General features: G+C 65.2%; 17 protein-coding genes. All 17 read right to left on the bottom strand.

From position 1 onward, the window contains the following. Positions 1-33 precede the first annotated feature (33 nt). Genes A3AC_RS0122010 through A3AC_RS0121930 form a run of 17 tightly spaced genes read right to left on the bottom strand, consistent with a single transcriptional unit; the run spans position 34 to position 16,732 of the window. Entirely contained in the window at positions 34-456 is a 423-nt protein-coding gene (locus A3AC_RS0122010; protein WP_025601434.1) for a signal peptidase, read from the bottom strand. A gap of 46 nt (positions 457-502) precedes the next feature. Continuing rightward, positions 503-1,789, bottom strand: coding sequence for a beta-ketoacyl-[acyl-carrier-protein] synthase family protein (locus A3AC_RS0122005; RefSeq protein WP_025601433.1), 1,287 nt, complete (start codon positions 1,787-1,789; stop codon positions 503-505). Continuing rightward, a complete protein-coding gene (locus A3AC_RS0122000) occupies positions 1,786-3,012 on the bottom strand; it encodes a beta-ketoacyl-ACP synthase (protein ID WP_025601432.1) in 1,227 nt (408 codons plus the stop codon). Before A3AC_RS0122000 ends, A3AC_RS0122005 begins: the two co-directional genes overlap by 4 nt. After that, positions 3,012-3,737, bottom strand: coding sequence for a 3-ketoacyl-ACP reductase FabG2 (locus tag A3AC_RS0121995; RefSeq protein ID WP_025601430.1), 726 nt, complete (start codon positions 3,735-3,737; stop codon positions 3,012-3,014). Before A3AC_RS0121995 ends, A3AC_RS0122000 begins: the two co-directional genes overlap by 1 nt. After that, positions 3,734-4,219 (bottom strand): hotdog family protein, encoded by a 486-nt coding sequence (locus tag A3AC_RS0121990; protein WP_025601429.1) that lies wholly within the window; start codon positions 4,217-4,219, stop codon positions 3,734-3,736. Before A3AC_RS0121990 ends, A3AC_RS0121995 begins: the two co-directional genes overlap by 4 nt. Positions 4,220-4,224: 5 nt before the next feature. Next, complete coding sequence (locus A3AC_RS0121985) at positions 4,225-5,409, bottom strand: beta-ketoacyl-[acyl-carrier-protein] synthase family protein (protein ID WP_025601427.1); 1,185 nt, start codon at positions 5,407-5,409, stop codon at positions 4,225-4,227. Continuing rightward, positions 5,406-7,877: an MMPL family transporter gene (locus A3AC_RS0121980; protein WP_025601426.1), complete on the bottom strand. Its 2,472-nt coding sequence runs from the start codon at positions 7,875-7,877 to the stop codon at positions 5,406-5,408. The genes A3AC_RS0121985 and A3AC_RS0121980 overlap by 4 nt, the downstream gene beginning before the upstream one ends. Beyond that, the gene (locus tag A3AC_RS0121975) at positions 7,877-8,545 is read right to left on the bottom strand and encodes a LolA family protein (RefSeq protein WP_025601425.1); all 669 of its coding nucleotides are present in this window, start codon (positions 8,543-8,545) and stop codon (positions 7,877-7,879) included. The genes A3AC_RS0121980 and A3AC_RS0121975 overlap by 1 nt, the downstream gene beginning before the upstream one ends. Continuing rightward, positions 8,533-8,964: an acyl-CoA thioesterase gene (locus A3AC_RS0121970; RefSeq protein ID WP_025601424.1), complete on the bottom strand. Its 432-nt coding sequence runs from the start codon at positions 8,962-8,964 to the stop codon at positions 8,533-8,535. Before A3AC_RS0121970 ends, A3AC_RS0121975 begins: the two co-directional genes overlap by 13 nt. Next, positions 8,961-10,574 carry an HAL/PAL/TAL family ammonia-lyase gene (locus tag A3AC_RS0121965; RefSeq protein WP_025601423.1) on the bottom strand — a complete coding sequence of 538 codons (1,614 nt, stop codon included), beginning with the start codon at positions 10,572-10,574 and terminating at the stop codon, positions 8,961-8,963. Before A3AC_RS0121965 ends, A3AC_RS0121970 begins: the two co-directional genes overlap by 4 nt. Beyond that, positions 10,561-12,285, bottom strand: coding sequence for a glycosyltransferase family 2 protein (locus A3AC_RS0121960; RefSeq protein WP_025601422.1), 1,725 nt, complete (start codon positions 12,283-12,285; stop codon positions 10,561-10,563). The genes A3AC_RS0121965 and A3AC_RS0121960 overlap by 14 nt, the downstream gene beginning before the upstream one ends. Next, positions 12,285-13,979, bottom strand: a complete 1,695-nt coding sequence (locus A3AC_RS0121955) for an AMP-binding protein (protein WP_025601420.1) — start codon at positions 13,977-13,979, stop codon at positions 12,285-12,287. The genes A3AC_RS0121960 and A3AC_RS0121955 overlap by 1 nt, the downstream gene beginning before the upstream one ends. Then, a complete protein-coding gene (locus A3AC_RS0121950) occupies positions 13,976-14,638 on the bottom strand; it encodes a membrane protein (protein WP_025601418.1) in 663 nt (220 codons plus the stop codon). The genes A3AC_RS0121955 and A3AC_RS0121950 overlap by 4 nt, the downstream gene beginning before the upstream one ends. Further along, on the bottom strand, positions 14,638-14,895 hold the full coding sequence (locus tag A3AC_RS0121945) for an acyl carrier protein (RefSeq protein WP_035475604.1): 258 nt from the start codon (positions 14,893-14,895) through the stop codon (positions 14,638-14,640). Before A3AC_RS0121945 ends, A3AC_RS0121950 begins: the two co-directional genes overlap by 1 nt. After that, positions 14,892-15,191, bottom strand: coding sequence for a phosphopantetheine-binding protein (locus tag A3AC_RS0121940; protein WP_013589298.1), 300 nt, complete (start codon positions 15,189-15,191; stop codon positions 14,892-14,894). The genes A3AC_RS0121945 and A3AC_RS0121940 overlap by 4 nt, the downstream gene beginning before the upstream one ends. Continuing rightward, positions 15,166-15,960: a lysophospholipid acyltransferase family protein gene (locus A3AC_RS0121935; RefSeq protein WP_025601415.1), complete on the bottom strand. Its 795-nt coding sequence runs from the start codon at positions 15,958-15,960 to the stop codon at positions 15,166-15,168. The genes A3AC_RS0121940 and A3AC_RS0121935 overlap by 26 nt, the downstream gene beginning before the upstream one ends. Next, the gene (locus A3AC_RS0121930) at positions 15,944-16,732 is read right to left on the bottom strand and encodes a beta-ketoacyl synthase chain length factor (RefSeq protein WP_025601413.1); all 789 of its coding nucleotides are present in this window, start codon (positions 16,730-16,732) and stop codon (positions 15,944-15,946) included. Before A3AC_RS0121930 ends, A3AC_RS0121935 begins: the two co-directional genes overlap by 17 nt. Positions 16,733-17,055: the final 323 nt, after the last annotated feature.

The raw sequence follows: 17,055 nt of genomic DNA, 5'->3' as shown, positions 1-17,055 counted from the left end.
TTGCGTATCCATTGCATGGCGACGCGCGCCGGCTCAGTTCGACTCGAGCATCACGAGCCTTCCGCTCACTGCGATGGCCGCCGCGCTCGGGCTCACGCCGCAGGTGAATTCGCGCGATGAGTTGCTTTCGCTGCTGTGAAAGCGCGTGCGGACGTCGATCACCGCATTCGCGCCGCGCTCGCGTGCCGCCGCGCGCAGTTTGCCGACCGCTTCGCCGAGCGCTTCGTGGCATGCGTCGTCGGGACTTGCGACCTTGCGCGCAATGCGCACGGAGTACGACACATTCCCGAGTTCCGTCTTCACTGACGGATGACTCTGCTCGCCGAAATACACCGGCACGCCGCCGCGCGATTCGCCACCCGCCGCCGCGAGCGGCAGCGATTTCACCTGGGTCGCGCAACCGGCGAGCGCCGCCACTGCAATCGTCAATGCGCCCAGCATTGCCGCCCGTTTCATCGTTGTTTTCATTGTTCTACCCTCGTTTTTTAAAATCGCGGCCGCCTTAGCCGCCCTGCCATGCTTCGAACATCAAACTCGCGCAACTTCCGCCGAAGCCGAATGAGACCGACATGGCCGTGTCGATGCGCGCCTCGCGCGTCTCGCGCACGAGCGGCATGCCGTCCGTCTCCGGGTCAGCGGTTTCTATTCCCGTGGTGCCCGCGATAAACCCGTCGCGCGTCATCAGCAATGTGTAGATCGCCTCATGTGCGCCGCATGCGCCGAGCGGATGCCCGGTCATGCCCTTCGTGGACGAAAACGGCGGCATGCCGTGCTGCGGTTCAGCGCCGAATACCTGCTGCAACGCGCGGAGTTCTTCGACGTCGCCGAGCGGCGTGGAAGGCGCGTGCGTGTTGATGTAGTCGGGGCGCCTGGCGGCTTCGCTCGTCGTGCCGCTCGTTTTGCTGCTCGTCGTGCCGCTCGATGTTCCATTCAGCGCGCCTCGCATCGCGCGTGCGATGCCGGCCGCGCGCGGCGTGACCATGCCCGCGTCAGTGCAATCGCCGAATCCGGTCAGCTCCGCATAGATGCGTGCGCCGCGCGCGAGCGCGTGGTCCAGTGCTTCGAGCACGAGCACGCCGCCGCCCGACGCGATCACGAAACCGTCGCGCTCGGTGTCGTAGGGGCGCGATGCGCATTGCGGCGTGTCGTTAAAGCGCCGCGACAGCGCGCCCATCGCGTCGAACATCAGCGTCATGTTGTCGTGCAAGGATTCGCTGCCGCCTGCGAGCACGATCTGCTGCCGGCCCGTCTGGATCAGTTGCAGCGCCTGGCCGATCGCCAGCGCCGAGGTCGTGCATGCCGACGACGGCGAATAGCTGACGCCTTCGAGCCCGAACACCTGCGCGACATTCGCCGAAGCCGTGCTGCTCATCGCGTGCGGCACCGTATAAGGCGGCACTTTGTCGACGCCGCGCGTGTTCGCAATCGCCATCGCGGCGTCGTAGCTCGACATGGTGCCGACGCCCGAGCCGATCACCGTACCCGCGAGCGGCGAGCGCAGCATGGCGGCGTCGAGCCTTGCATCGTGAATGGCCTTCCTCGCGGCATGACAGGCGAAACGCGCGGTGTCGCCCATGAAGCGCTCCAGCTTGCGCTCGAACGGCGGCTCGTTCGCAACTGAGGCGACGCCCGCGACCTGCGAGCCGAAACCGCGCTCGCGCCAGGCGTCGATCCGCCCGATACGCGATGTGCCCGCGCGCAACGCGGCGGACACTTCGTCGAGCGTATTGCCGAGGCACGACACGATGCCCATGCCGGTGACCACGACGCGTTGCAGCTTCACGCTCATCGAACGCGCCTGAAGATCAGCGACGTATTGATCCCGCCGAACGCGAAGTTGTTGCTCATCACAAGCTCAGCGTCGATCTCGCGGCCCGCGCCGACGATGTAGTCGAGCGGCGCGCAGGCCGGGTCCACGTCGTGCAGATTCAACGTGGGCGCGTACCAGTTGCGCTTCATCATTTCGATGGTCCACCACGCTTCGAGCGCGCCGCACGCGCCGAGCGTATGGCCCACATAGCTCTTGAGCGAACTGATCGGCATGCGCTCGCCGAAGGTCTGCGCGGTCGCATGGCTCTCGGCAATATCGCCGCGATCCGTCGACGTGCCATGCGCGTTCACATACTCGATTGCCTCGGCCGGAAGCTGTGCGTCCTTGAGCGCGAGCTGCATGGCGAGGGCCATCGTTTCCGCGGTCGGCTGCGTCATATGCGCCCCGTCCGAATTGCAGCCGAAGCCGACAATCTCCGCGTGAATGCGCGCGCCGCGCGCGAGCGCATGTTCGTATTCTTCGAGCACGAGCGTGGCCGCGCCTTCGCCGACCACGAGGCCGTCGCGCGCGGCATCGAAAGGGCGCGGGGTGAGATGCGGCTCGTCGTTGCGCGTGCTCGTTGCGTACAAGGTGTCGAACACAGCGACGGCCGGCCCCGACAACTCTTCGGCGCCGCCTGCAAGCATCAGCGTCTGCTTGCCGGTCTGGATCGCTTCATACGCATAGCCGATTGCCTGGCTGCCCGACGCGCACGCGCACGAGGTCGGAATGATGCGCCCCTTCAGGTCCCAGAAGAGGCTCACGTTGACGGCGGCCGTGTGCGGCATCATCTGCACGTAGCTGTTCGACGTCACGTCGCTCATCGAGCCGGTTTCCAGCATCGTGCCGAACGCGCGAATCGGCTGCACCGAGCCCGACGACGAACCGTATGCGACGCCCATGCGGCCGTCCTTGATGCTGGCGTCGTCGGCGAGGCCCGCATCGGCGAGCGCGAGTTCGCTCGCGCGCACCGAATACAGCGACACGGGCCCCATGGAGCGCGTCTTCTTGCGCGGATAGTGCGCAGGCGTGACGAATTCGGGCAACGGACACGCGAGCCGCGTATGCAGCGATTCGAAGTAGTCCCACTCGGGCATGCGCTGCACCGCGTTCACGCCGCCTTTCAGGCGCGCTTCGATGGCGTCCCAGCTGTCGCCGAGCGCCGTGACGCCGCCCATGCCGGTAATAACGACTCGCTTCATCAGATCATCCCGCCGTTGACGCCGATCACCTGGCGCGTGACATACGAGGCCGCGTCCGACATCAGGAAGCTGACCACCGACGCCACTTCCGCAGGCTGCCCGACGCGGTTCATCGGCACCGTCTTGAGCGCGTGTTCGAGCAGCATCTCGTCGAGCATGCCGGTTTCAATCAGACCGGGCGCCACGCAATTGACGGTGATGTTGCGCGATGCGAGTTCGACCGCGAGCGCCTTGGTCGCACCGATCAGGCCGGCCTTCGCCGCGCTGTAGTTCACCTGGCCGCGATTGCCCATTACGCCGGACACCGACGCAATGGTGACGATGCGCCCGCCCTTGCGCGCGCGCACCATCGGCATGGTCAGCGGATGCACGACGTTGTAGAACGAGTCGAGGCCGGTTTCGATCACCACGTCCCAGTCTTCGTCCGTGAGCGCGGGGAACGCGGCGTCGCGCGTCACGCCCGCGCTGCACACGATGCCGTAGTACGGACCGTTCGCCGCGACATCCGCTTCGAGCACTTCGCGGCACACGGCGCGCTCGCGCACGTCGAATTGGAGCACGCGCGCCGTGCCGCCCTGTGCGGCGATGCCCGTTGCGACCGCTTCGGCTTCGGCGCGTCCGGTGCGGCAATGCACGGATACCGCGAAGCCGTCTGCGGCCAACTGGTACGCAATCGCGCGGCCAATACCGCGGCTTGCGCCGGTAACGAGAACACGCCGGCTCATGAACTGAAACTCCCCTCAATGAATGACTGAAAATCGGACGGCTGGAACACCTTGATCACAGCCTCGGCGCAACACATGTCGCCATCATGAATCGTGCATTCGTAGGCGGCGTGGCCTTCCTCGCTGCGCAGCAGTTCCGTCACGCGAATCAGCAACTGCGCGCCGCGCGCGAACGCCGGTTGCAGCGCCTTGTAGCTGCGCGAACCGAGCAGCACACCGGGGCGTGCGCGTCCGCCGCCGCGCATCGCCACCAGCGCGACGTGCGCGGCAATGGCCTGCGCCATCAGCTCGATGCCGATCCACGCGGGCATCGCGCCTTCCGCGCCGGCGTACCACGCGTCGGCATGCACCGTGGCGCGCGCGCTCAGCGTCTCTTCAGTGAACGTGTTCACGCCGTCGATCAGCAACATGGTGCCGCGATGCGGGATGATCGCTTCGATCGGTTGCTGCAGCAGTTCCTCGATGCTTCGTGTCTGATTCATCGCGCTCATCCTGCAAGAATCAGACTGACGTTGCTGCCGCCGAACGCAAAGGAGTTGCTCATCGCGTATTGCGTGCCCGCGCCGCGCGGCAAAAAGCGTTCGCTTTCTACGAGGTCGAGCACCGGCAGCGCCGGGTCGGCCTCGCCGTCCCACACATGGCGCGGCAGCGGAACGTCCTCGCGCGCGAGCGTGAGCCATACGAAGCCGAGCTCGGTTGCACCCGCCGCGCCCAGTTGATGACCGGTCAGCGGCTTGGTTCCGCTCGTCGCGACGCCTTCGGGAAACACGCGCGACATTAGCTTCGCTTCCATCTCGTCGTTCTTGCGCGTCGCCGTGGCGTGCAGATTCACATAGCCTATCGACGACGGCGCGAGGCCCGCATCCGCGAGCGCCTCGCGCAACGCGAGTTCGCCGCCCACGCCGTGCGGATCTGGCGACGAAATGTGATGCGCGTCGCTCGATTCGCCGACACCCGCAAGACGCACCGCCGCTTCGTCGCGGCTCATCAGGAACACGGCCGCGCCCTCGCCCACGTTGATGCCGCAACGGTTGCGGCTAAGCGGATTGCTGCGCGTGCCGCTCGTCGACTCGAGCGACGCAAAGCCTTGCACGGTGAGCTCGCACAAGGAATCCACACCGCCCACCACCACGGCGTCGCACACCTGCAACTGCAGCAGGCGCCGCGCCGATGCAAAAGCCTTCGCGCTCGACGTGCATGCGGTCGAAATCGTATACGCCGGTCCCTTCACGCCGAGTGCAGCCGCCGCGAAGGGCGCAGCCGTGCCGATCTCCATCTGCCGATAATTGAAGTTCGCGGGCAGCGCGCCTGCTTGCGCCTGATAGACGAAGGCAGCCTCGGCTGCTTCGATACCCGAGGTGCTGGTACCGAGCACCACGCCGATTCGATGCGCGCCGTAACGCTCGCGCGCCGCATCGACAGCGGGCGCGATCTGCGCGAGAGCGGCCAGCAGCAGGCGGTTGTTACGGCAGTCGTAGCGCGCGAGATCCGCAGGCGGTGCGAGTTCGAGCGGCGTCACCACGCTGCCGACAAACGCGTCGCCAATTCCTGTGTGCACGGTCATCATGCCGCGCGCGTCGCTCGCCGCCAGCGCCGGCACGATGCTGTCGAGGTCGCCGCCGAGCGCATTGATCATGCCGAGCGCGTGCAAATAAACTGATGGCGCTTTCATGCGGCCCTCCTGTTTTCCGATGGCATGCCGATCGGCGCAAGCAGCACCGCTACGGCAATGCCGAGCGCGAGTGTCGCGCCGAAACTCTTCAACGCGGGCATCGCGCTCATGCCGAGCATGCCGAACGACAGCAGCGTAGTCGCCGCTGAGAGCAGCACGCCGGTCCACACCGCGCCGAGATCGGCGTCTGCGCGCAGGCACCCTTCGCGCAGGAACACCGCGTAATTCGCGCCGACGCCGAGCACGAGCATCAGCGCGAGCCAGTTGAAGAGATTGAGCGGCACGCGTGCATAACCGAATGCGGCAAGCGTGACGCCGACGGCCAGCAGCACCGGCAAGGTCACCGCGACACCGCCGCGCAAGCGTTGCACGAGAGAGCCTTCCTCAGATACATCGCGCGAGGCAGCGCGCGGCGCGGCGTATCGTACGATCAGCAGCACGAGAACAAGCGTCAGCGCGCCGCCAAGCCACCAGCCGCTATCCACGCGATACGCGCCGAAGAGCTTCGACACGCTCGCAGCCTTATCGACGAACACCACGCCCGGCAGCGTCCGCGCAGTGGCGATCAACGCGGGCTCGTTGCGCGCTGTCACGCCTTGCGGGATTACGACGGCCGCATAGGCTTTGCTCTTTGCGCCGAGTTGGTCAACCTGGCCGAGCCACAGGTGTCGATACGGTTGCGACCACGGCGCGGCGAGCCACCGGTCGACAGTGAGAAGCGGTTGGGGCTTTGATTGCGCGGCGATCCAGGCATCGGCAACTTCGTCCTTGAAGCCTGCTTGCAGCAGCGTGGCGCGCAATGCGGCCCGATCGGCGAAGACATGTTGCGCGAGCAACGCGCGGTTTTCATTCTGCTGCCGCGCGGACGGCACGAATTGCCCGACCGACTGATAGCCGCCTATCTTGTCGGCGGTGCTGTCGAGCGCGTCAAGCTTGCCGCCGAGCGCCTCCGCGCGCTGCAACACCATCTCCGGCGTCTCGCCGCGCACGACGAAAAACTGCGCGCTGTTATCCACGCCCACGGCCGCGCGCACCTTATCTTCCTGCGCGACGAGCGAGGCATCGCGCTGGATCAATAGATGGATGTCGTCGTCGCTGGTGAGGCGCAGCCAGCCAGGAAGCGCGGCGATCAGCAACAGCGCCGCGACAAACCACGCGCGCCTGCCGCCGATCAAACGATGCCACGCGCCGACGAGGCGCGCGGCGCGCTCGAAAAGACGCCGCGGACTGCGCTTCGGCGCGCGCGGCAGCAGCGCGGGCAACAGCCACATCACGGACGCGAACGCGGTCACGATGCCCGCCATCGCAAAGCAGGCAATCTGCTTGAGCGCGGGAAACGGCACCCATGTGAGAATCGCGTAGCCGAGCAGGCTCGTTGCAAGCGCCACGCTCAACGCAGGACGCACGGCACGCGCGCCGCGGCGCGCATCCCAGTCGTGCCCCGCGCCGAGATACACGACGAAATACTGGATCGAATAATCGACCGCTTCGCCGATCAGGCTCGCGCCGAACACGAGCGTCAGCAGGTGCAGTTTGTCGAAGACGAGCAGCGTGACCGCCAGCGCGCAAACAATGCCGAGCGCCGTAGAAACGAAACCGAGCAGAAGCAGGCGCGGCGAGCGGAACACCCACATCATCAGCAACGCAATGCCGACGAGCGACGCGATGCCGATTACATGCACCTCGCTCTCCGATGCATTGCGCGCTGATTCGGCGTAGAACACTGCGCCGGCTCGCGCCACCGACACGTCGGGAAACGCGTGCTTCAGCGCGCTTTCGGCTTGCGAGAGTGCCGCGATGACCGCGTGCTGCGTGCTGCTTTCGTAGGCCGAGCCCGGCAGCGTCGCGACGATCAGCACGCTCGTGGCGTTGCCTGCGTGCGAGACGAGCAGACCGTCTTCGAGTTCCAGATTCGACGTGGCAAGCGGCAGATTGCCGAGCCAATGTTCGAGCCAGCCGAACGGATCGTCGGCGACCGAGGTTGTGAGTCCGCCGCGCAACGGGCTGTAGATCCGCTGAGCGAGCGCGTCGTGCAGCGTGGAGTCCGATGCATTGGCGCCCGCGATTGCGTCGCGGTCGGCGGGCGTCAGCAAACCGAAGCGATGCGGCATGTACAGCGCCGCGATGCGCGACAGATCGAACGGCGGCAGCTCCGCCGTCACCGAAGCGAAGGCGCCGCTCTTTTGCAGCGCTGCGCCGAGCTGCTTCGCCGCTGTTTTCGCGTGCGCGTCGTCGGGACTCGTGACGAGAAAAACTGTGCGGTCGCCGAGCGCGCTCGCGAGCGTATCGACGGCTTTCTCCGCGACAGGATCCGCCTCGGTCGCGGGCAACAGCGCCAGCAGATTGGTTTGCAACGGCGACGGCCCCGCGAAACGCCAGCCGCAATACAGCGCCGCGGCGAGCGCGAGCAGCAGCCACGCGACGCGCACGCCCCACGCCTGTCTCGCGGACCTGTGCAGCAACTCCATTACGGCGCCCCGAGCAGACTGCGTTCGGCCGGCGCGGGTTCGCTCACCGCCTCGCTTTTACTGAATTCGAGTTGCGTGGTGTCGCCGTTGGCAAGCGCAATGTGCAAGCTCTGCAGATAATCGCCGCCGCTCATCTGCAAGCTCTTGATGGATTGCGCGATCTGTGGCTGATTCGGCGTGAGCTGCATGCGCCATTTCGCGGCGCTGCCCTCGGCCTGCACGTCGAATTGCGAATACAGCGCCGAGAGATCGCCGCCCAACATGGCGCGCATCATCTTCGACACTTGAGCGACGCCGCGCGTGCCTTGCGCGCTGTGTGTCGTGACCCGCTGGCCATTGGCGTTGAGTTCGGCGATGCCTGCATCGGTAATCACGTAGGTGGCTTTGTACGGCGTTGCAATCTGCCAGATCACGCCGCGCTCACGCAGGAACAGCAAAGAACCGGTGCTGATGAGCGGCTGCTTCATCGCGGCGAGCGTTTGCGTTTGCGTGAATTGCGCGCGCACGCCTTTGGCCGCGGCGAGGTGCGAAGCGATCTGCGAGACGAGTGCGGGATTGCCGTCAGCGGAGGCCGCCGACACCGACGATGCAGCCATGCTCAATGCGCCGGTCAGCGCAAGCGCACACAGTACCTTGGTTAGCCGCCCGCGAGCATTCATCGTCCCCATACGCGCTCCAGTTTTTCGAAGACGACGGGCGGCGATACGAACTGCAGTTCCTGGGTGGCTGCGTCGACCGCGACCTGAATCGTATAGCCCTTCGTGAGCCGCGTGCCCGATGCGCAATCGACGATTTCATAGCCTATTTTCAGGCGGTTTTCGTGTTCGAGCAGTTGCGTGCGCACGTCGATTTTCTGACCATACGTGGCGGGGCGAACGTACTTCAGGTGCGCTTCGACGATCGGCCACAAATAACCCGATGCCTGCATTTCGCGGTAGTCGTAATCGAACGCACGCAACAACGCAGCGCGGCCGATCTCGAAGTACTTCAGATAATGGCCGTGCCAGCAGACATTCATGGCGTCGACGTCGTGAAACGGCACCTCGACCGTTGCACTCGCGCTCAGTACCTTGCGGATGGCGCTCATGCGTGCTGACCTCCGCGGTAATCCTGCAGCAATTCGCATGCGGCGATGCGCGCGGTCAGCGCACGCAGATCGTGTTCGAGCGCGCGGTCTTCGTCGACGAACGGCGATTGTGCGGCGACGCTTTCCATGAACGTTTGCAACGGCGCGGGCACTGGCGTCGAACTGTCGATCCGCAGACGCAGACACGCGGCCTGCACCGTGGCAAGCGTATGCGCTGCGGCCACCTGCTCGGTCAATTCGAGCACGCGCAGGCAGTCGCGCGCCGCGATCGTGCCCATGCTGACCTTGTCCTGGTTGTGGGCCTCGGTGGAACGCGAGAACACACTGGCGGGCATCGTGTTCTTCAGCGCTTCGGCTGTCCACGCGGACGACGAAATCTGCACGGCCTTGAAGCCGTGATTGATGGCCGCGCGCGCGGGCGCCGCGCCAGTGAGGTTGCGCGGCAAGCCGTTGTTGAAATTGACGTCGACGAGCAGCGCGAGTTGCCGGTCCATCAGATCGGCGAGATTGGCGATCGCCACCTTCAGCGAGTCCATCGCGAATGCAATATGGCCGCCGTAGAAGTTGCCGCCGTGCAGCACGCGCTCATTATCGGGGTCGATCAACGGGTTGTCGTTTGCACTGTTCAGCTCGTTTTCGATGTCGCGGCGCACCCAGCTGAGCGCGTCACGCGCCACGCCGATGATGTGCGGCGCGCAGCGGATCGAATAGCGGTCCTGCAAGCGGTGGCCCGGCGTGTCGTCGCGTCCTTCAAGATCGGCGCGTATCCACGCGGCGGCTTGCGCCTGCCCGGCGTGCGGCTTCACTTCGAAGAGCGTCGCATCGAAATGCGCGGCGCGGCCGTCCAGTGCCACCGTGGAGAGTGCAGTCAGGCGCGCTGTGAGCCGCGTCAGATGATCGGCACGCGCGAACGCGAGACACGCAAGACCGGTCATGACCGCGGTGCCGTTCATCAGCGCAAGGCCTTCTTTCGGCGCGAGCCTGAGCGGCGTTTGACCGAGTTCGCTCCATACCTCGCGCACGTCGCGCAGGCGCCCTTCGAACATCACTTCGCGTTCGCCCGCGAGCGCGGCCGCGACATACGAGAGCGGTGTGAGATCGCCGCTCGCACCGACCGAACCTTCGGCGGGAATGCGCGGCAGCACGCGATGATTGATGAGGTCCGCGAGACGTTCGAGCAGCACTGGCCGCACGCCGGAAAAGCCATAGGCGAGCGAGTTCAGACGCGCGGCGATCACCGCGAGCGTCTGCGCGTCGTCGAGATACTGGCCCATGCCGCAACCGTGATAACGCGTGAGTTGCAACGGCAACGCTTCGACGAGTTCCATCGGCACGTCGACCACGCAAGCATCGCCATAACCGGTGTTGACGCCGTAGACGGTCGCGCCCGCCGCGAGATGGCGGCGCAGAAAATCCGCGCCGCGCTGAATGCGCGCGCGCCAGGCCGGGTCCGTGTTCAATGCGACCGGTGCACGATGCTGCGCGATGGCGACGACTTCCTCGATGCTGAGCTTACGCGCACCGATCACCACCGGCTCCGCGTGACTGCCGCGCGACGAAGTTGTGTGAGCGCCGGCATCCGGCACATCGATCAGATCATGTTCGGCCATTCGCGCCTCGCTTGGGGCTGGCCCAGAAATCGAAGAAATTGAACCATTGATAAGGTGCCTTACGGCAATAGTGTTCGAGACGCGCCGCATAACGCTGCGCCCACGCTGCGAGATGCTGCGTGCGTTCGCGGCGCGGCAACTCGATGCGCTGCGCGAACGGCTCGAAATAAAGACGATAACCGTCGCGCTCTTTCAGACAGAAGAACAGATACACGGGACAGCCGAGCGCATGAGCGAGCACATACGGGCCCTGCGCGAACGGCGCGTCGGCGCCTAGAAAGCGCGCCTTCGTGGTGCGGCCGGCTTCGTGCGCGGGCACGCGGTCGCCGACGATCACGAGCAATTCGCCCGCGTCGACGCGCTCCTGCATCAGCATCGCGGTTTCGGGCCCGAAGTCCGCGACTTCGAGCAGATGCCGCGCGAACTCGCTGTTCGCCGACGCGAGCACGCTGTTAAAACGCCGCGCATGTTCGGTATAGACGACTGCCGTGACTTTCGCATACGCGCCCTGCGCGGCGAGCGCACGCGTCATCTCGAGATTGCCGAGATGCGCGCCAATCACGAGCGCGCCCTTGCCGCTCGCGACCAATGCTTCGAACGCCGAAGGATCTTCGAACTTGACGTCCGCATTGCCAACACGGCCGGACCACGCAGCCAGCTTGTCGAAGCCCGATTGCGCAAAGGCCAGCATATGACGATACGCCGAGAGCCAGCCAGGGCGCGGCGTATCGCCGTGCGGCGCGGCCTCGCGCAAACGCGTGAAGTATTTGGCCGAGGCCGCGCGCGCCGCACGTCCTGTCAGCAGAAAATATGCGACGACAGGATGCAGCCACAGCGCAGTGAAACGGCGGCCGAACAGCTTGCAGCTCAGCGCGAGCAACGACATGCCGAGATGACTGCCGCGCTCCGCGATACGCCACCAGTCCTGTGCGTCGGGCCCGGTTGGCGCGTCCGCCGGTGCGCTACGGCGCGGCATGAACTTGTGCGCGACGAGCAGCGGCAGACGCAGCAGCATGCCGCACACGAGGCGCGTATGACTGCGGCTGATGCGCACGTTGTCCCACAACACATCGAAATGCGAAACGCCGTCGCTCGCGTATGTGACGCGCGTGGGAATTGCGCGGAACGCGGCGCGCCGCCAATAAAGACGCACCAGAATCTCGATGTCGAAGTCCATGCGCGTGGGCAATTGCACGCTGTCGATCAGCTCGCACGCGAGTGCAAGCGGATACAGCCGGAAGCCGCACATCGAATCGCGGATGGTCAGCGAAAGCGTTTCGATCCACACCCACACGTGTGTCAGATAACGACCGTAGAGGCGCGCCTTCGGCACGCTCTCGTCATACACGGGACGGCCGAGAATGACCGCACCGGGTTCGGTGCGCGCTGCCTCGATAAAACGCGGCACATCGGTGGCGTCGTGCTGGCCGTCGGCGTCGATCTGCAACGCGTGCGTGTAGTTCGCGCGGCGCGCGGCGCGCAGGCCCGCCATCACGGCCGCACCCTTGCCGCCGTTGACCGGCAGACGCAACAACGTGACCTGCCCCGCGTTGTCCCGCGCAAGCTCGGCGAGCACCTGCCGGGTCGCCTCGTCGCTTCCGTCGTCGACGATGAAGATCGGCAAGCCGTGTACCGCGAGATGCGCGACGGTCGCGCCGATCGCATCCTTATGGTTGTAGATCGGAATCACGATGCAGGGAGCGAAACTCATCACGCGCTCTCCGGATAGACAATCGCGCCCGACGCGCATTCGCGCTCATTCAGCCGGTACGCAAACTGCACGCGCCGGCGCGCGGCATCGTGCGCGAGCGTGAGCTTGAGCACCGCGCCCGGCGCGACCGGCGCCATGAACTTCAGACGGTCGATCGAAGCCGCGGCGCGCACGCACGGCACGTGTTCGGCGGCAAGACGCATCGCCCAGTCGACCTGCACCACGCCCGGCAGAATCGGCAAGCCGGGGAAGTGGCCGGCGAAGTGCGTGAGCGTGGGTGGCACGCGCAGCTCGTAGTGCAGCGTGTCGCCACTGCGCGCCTCGGCGAGTAGCTCGAAGCCTTCAGGGCGCGGCTCGAACGCTGCTGCGACTGCGGACACCGGCAGCTTGCCGCGCGCGTCGAACGGCAGCGCGAGACGGAAGCGCCAATGGCGCGGCAGCACGACAACGTCGAAATAACCGGCGAGATGGCGCCGCAGGTTTTGCGCGAGTAACACTCGGCCTTCGTCGCGCAACGCTTCGTTTCCTGCCTCTGTCAACGCGACGACAGCGCCGACGCGCTCACGAGCGCCGCCTTCAAGCGGCACGATGGCCGCCTGCATCACATACGGATGCAGCGCGAGACGCGCTTCCAGTTCCGGCAGCGAAACGCGCTTGCCGTCGAGCTTGAGCACGCGATCAAGACGCCCCTGCAAACGGAAGCGGCCTTGCGCGTCGAATGCGATCTTGTCGTCCGTACGATGCCAGCCGCCGTGATCGAGATGCGGCGAGCGCACGTTGAGCGCGCCGTCCTCGTCCCGCCGCACTTGAATGCCGGTTACCGGTTGCCATGCATCGCCGTGGTCCTGCCGCCGCCATGCGATACCGCCTGTCTCCGTGCTGCCATAAATTTCCAGCGGCGCGGCGCCGTAAGCGGCCGCATATTGCTGTGCGGCTTCGAGCGCGAGCGGACCGCCCGACGAAAAAAACGCGCGCGGCGCAGGTGTCAATTCGGCAAAGCCCGGTAACGCGGGCCAGCGCGACAACTGTGCGGGCGTGGATACGATCACGGCCGCGCCGCATTGCGCGAGTTGTGCTTGCAGATGCTGAGGCTCGATGCTGATTTCGCGGTCGAATGCGCGGCCGGCGGCAAGCGGCCACATCACGCGAAACAGCAGACCGTAGATATGGTGATGCGGCACGCTCGCGAGCATCGTCGCGTCACCGACGAGCGCGCCCCACTGCTTTTCTAGCGTATGCACTTCGGCGTTGAACTGCGCAAGCGTCTTGCGGATCGGCTTCGGACGGCCACTGCTGCCGGACGTGTACAGCGTGAGCGGTGCTTGCGGGTCGATGCTGACGTTGTGTACTGGCGCGAGCGCATCGGCTTGCGCGTGTGGCGGCAGTATCGCGTCTGTCAATACGACGTCGTACGCTTCGGCGAGATCGGCCAGGTAGCCGGGCGTGGCGTTTGCCGGAATCACCGGCTCCTTGCCACAGGCGAAGAGCGCGAACAACGCGCAGGCGAAATCGAACGGATCGTCGATACATAACGCGTAGCGTTGCGCGGCCTGTGCTTGCACCAACGCAACCAGCGTCGCCACACGCGCGCGAAACGCGGCGCGGTCGAGCATTGCGGCGCGGTCGCGGCAAACCGGAACATTGCGGCCGGCAGCATCCAGCGGAACGGCCAACAGATCGTGCAGCGCGATCATGCCGCCTCCGAACGCGCGGCTCGCGGCAGAACGACGAGATAACGCCACACCACTTCCGCGATCAGCAACACGCCGATCAGCAGATAGGCAAGCGCGCCGTTATACAGCGACCAGTTCGCGCGGCTCCAGTAGAGCGCGGTATAGGCGGAAAAAGCGCCGTTCAGCAAAAAGAACACGCACCACACCTGAGTGACACGCCTTGTGTGGCGGACGGCGCCCGGCGGCAAATCGGCTTTGCCGAGGCGCGCGAATTTCTCGATCATCGACGGTCCGCGCACGAGCGTTGCGCCGAACGCGATCAGAAGACCGAGATTGACGAGCGACGGATAGAGGCGCAACAGCAGCTCGCTGTTAGTGAACACGATGGCCGCCGACGCGCAACTGAGCAAACCGACCACGGTCCAGTCAATTGCGGAAAGACGGCGCAGAGAAGTCGCGACCGGACCACTGCCGGCCCAGCGCTGCAGCCACAGAATCGCAAACAGCATGCAGCCGACATAGCGCGGCGTGTCCCAACGCCATGCGCACAGAATCAACGCCGGATACGCGAGCTTCACCAGCACTTGCACGACGGCCTTGACCCAATGGCGCCCGGCCGTGGACGAAGCACCGGCGGCACGATCCTCCACTGCCGGCATTCGCGAGCGCGTGGCGGGCATCAGCCTTGGGCCGCCAGCAGCGATTCCACCGCAACGATCACGTCGCCGACCGTGCGCACCGACTTGAACTCTTCCGGCTTGATGCGCCGTCCCGTCATTTCCTGCAGTTTGATCGCGAGATCGACCGCGTCGATGCTGTCCAGATCGAGGTCTTCGAACAGATGCGCGTCGGGCGTCACGCTCTCGGGCTCGATTGCGAAGTTCTCTTTGAAGATGGCGCGGACGCGTTCAAGAATCTCTGCCTCGGACACGGTCATTCCCCTTTGCTGTTGGTTTCGTTCGCGGTATGCGCCGCTTCGCGCTGACTCGCCACCAGCGCGGCCAGCGTGCTGATCGAGCGGAAGTGTTCGCGCGTGCGTTCGTCGTTTGCCGCAATGGTCAATTGATATTGTTTGCGCAGCACGATGCCGATTTCCAGTGCGTCGATCGAATCGAGACCGATACCGTCGGTGTCGAACAACGGTGCGTCGTCGTCGATATCGGCGGGGCTCAGGTCTTCCAGATCGAGTGCTTCGATCAGGAGCTGCTTAATTTCCAGTTTTAAAGAATCCATAATCGAACAGGTGCTGAGTAATGTGTGCTTCGACGGCGCTCGTCACGCTGCGCGCAGCGAGAGCCGGTGGAGTGTCGTCTGTCGCGAGCCGGTCCACGACGAGCGGCTCGAGCACGTTTACGCGCATGCGGAACGCTCGCGCGGGCACGTCGTACCAGCGCATGTCTTTGGTGAACGCGGGCGGATCGCAATCCATCAGCACCGGCACGATCGGCGCCTCAGCCTTGAGCGCCATGTGCGCGAAACCGCGCGAAAACGCATGCAGCCGGTTGCGCGCGGGGCTGCGCGTGCCTTCCGGAAAAATGATCATCGTATAGCCTGCCGCGAGTTGCCTCGCGCCCGCTTCGACAAGCTCCGCGGGGTCCGCGTTGCTGACATACTCTGCCGAGCGCACGATGCCCCAGAAACACGGGTTGCTCCAATGCGCGTTCTTCACGACGCAGCATGCGTGCGGCGTGAGGGAAAGCAGCACCATGACGTCGAGGTAGGTGGGGTGATTCGCCACCACGATCGACGCCCGGCGCGAGCGCAATGCCTGCGCGCCAGTTGCTTCCAGCTCCATCACGCCGATCCGCTGCAATACGGCGACAAGCGCGCGGAAAAACCAGTGGATCACGCTCGTTACCGCGAACTGCCGCGATGCGCGATGCGGCCACAGCCACGCAAGCGGAAACACCAGCAACGAAAACAGCACGCCGCAGATGCCGAACACCACGAACGCCATGCCGGTGGCGAAGAATCGCCAGGCGTAATCAAACCGCGCGGTCATGCCATCCCCACTGCCATAGGACGCCGGACCCTTGCCAGGCGGCGGGCTTGCCGGTTGCGAGGCAATGCAGCAGCGCCTGGCTCTGCGTGGCGAAGGAGGTTGCGGGTTCCGCGCAATTGGCTGCTTCCGGTGCGGTGTTGGCGGCAGTTACGGCGGGCGCGGCAGCTTGCTGCAAATTTTGCGCCTCTTGCGCCTCTTGCGCCTCTTGCTCGCCCGGCGCTGCGGATCGCGTGCACACGAGGTGCCCGTCCACGGTTTCGCTGCTGAGCAGAATCGCGATGGCTCCGCCCTGCACTTCGTCTTCGATCGTGCCGTATGCCGGGTCGGCCGGCTCGTCGGCATACACGAGCAGCACCGGCGAGGCCGGCTGCGTCGCGTGTTGCGCATACGCTTCGAGCAGCGCGTAACCGAGCGTTTCCGGGCCGGCCGAAATGGCGCTTGCCGCCGAGCGGTCGCCGCGCGCGATGCCGAATACGCCCGTCATCGCATTGAGCACGGAGAGGCTGAAGGCGGTCGGCGAGACCGGCTCGCCGGAACTGATGGCGCGGAGAATGTCCGTGGTGCGGCGCAGTTCGCCGTGCCGGGACGCGAACACGACGCGCGCCTCGGTCGCGCCGACACAGTCGTGCGCGACCTTCAGCGCGACTCGGGAGAGCGTGCTGAGACGCCGCCGCACGATCGGCTCGATAAAGCCGATGTCGGGTGCGGCAGAGGTGGCGGCAGGCCAGCTAGACCAGCGAGCGACCGGAATAGTCCAGTGCGGATCGGGCATATCGGTGTTCGCGCGTAGAAGCAAGGAGAGGCTGAAGCGCCTGACGGAATAGCAGCCGTCACAGCGTATGCGCGCCGCGCGGACCGGCAATCTCCAGCCGGAGGCCAATCAGACTTCTTTTGTAGGATTCAGCGAATTAACGGCACTTTGGCCCGATTATTTAGACCCTTTGACGATTCGCCTTGTGGTTTGGCTCGGGCTCCCATAGTCGCCGGAATCATACTGAATATTCTGAATTAAATCAGCCTCTAAAGACGTATCCATCTGTATCCGTCTCGCCGTTGCGACGGTGCTTCGAACGTTATTGCCAATTTGCAGAAATT

This window comes from Burkholderia sp. WSM2230 (genome assembly GCF_000472445.1).
GTDB lineage: Bacteria > Pseudomonadota > Gammaproteobacteria > Burkholderiales > Burkholderiaceae > Paraburkholderia.
Note: the sequence above shows the minus strand (reverse complement) of the source record. Positions and strands in the feature narration are given on the sequence as shown.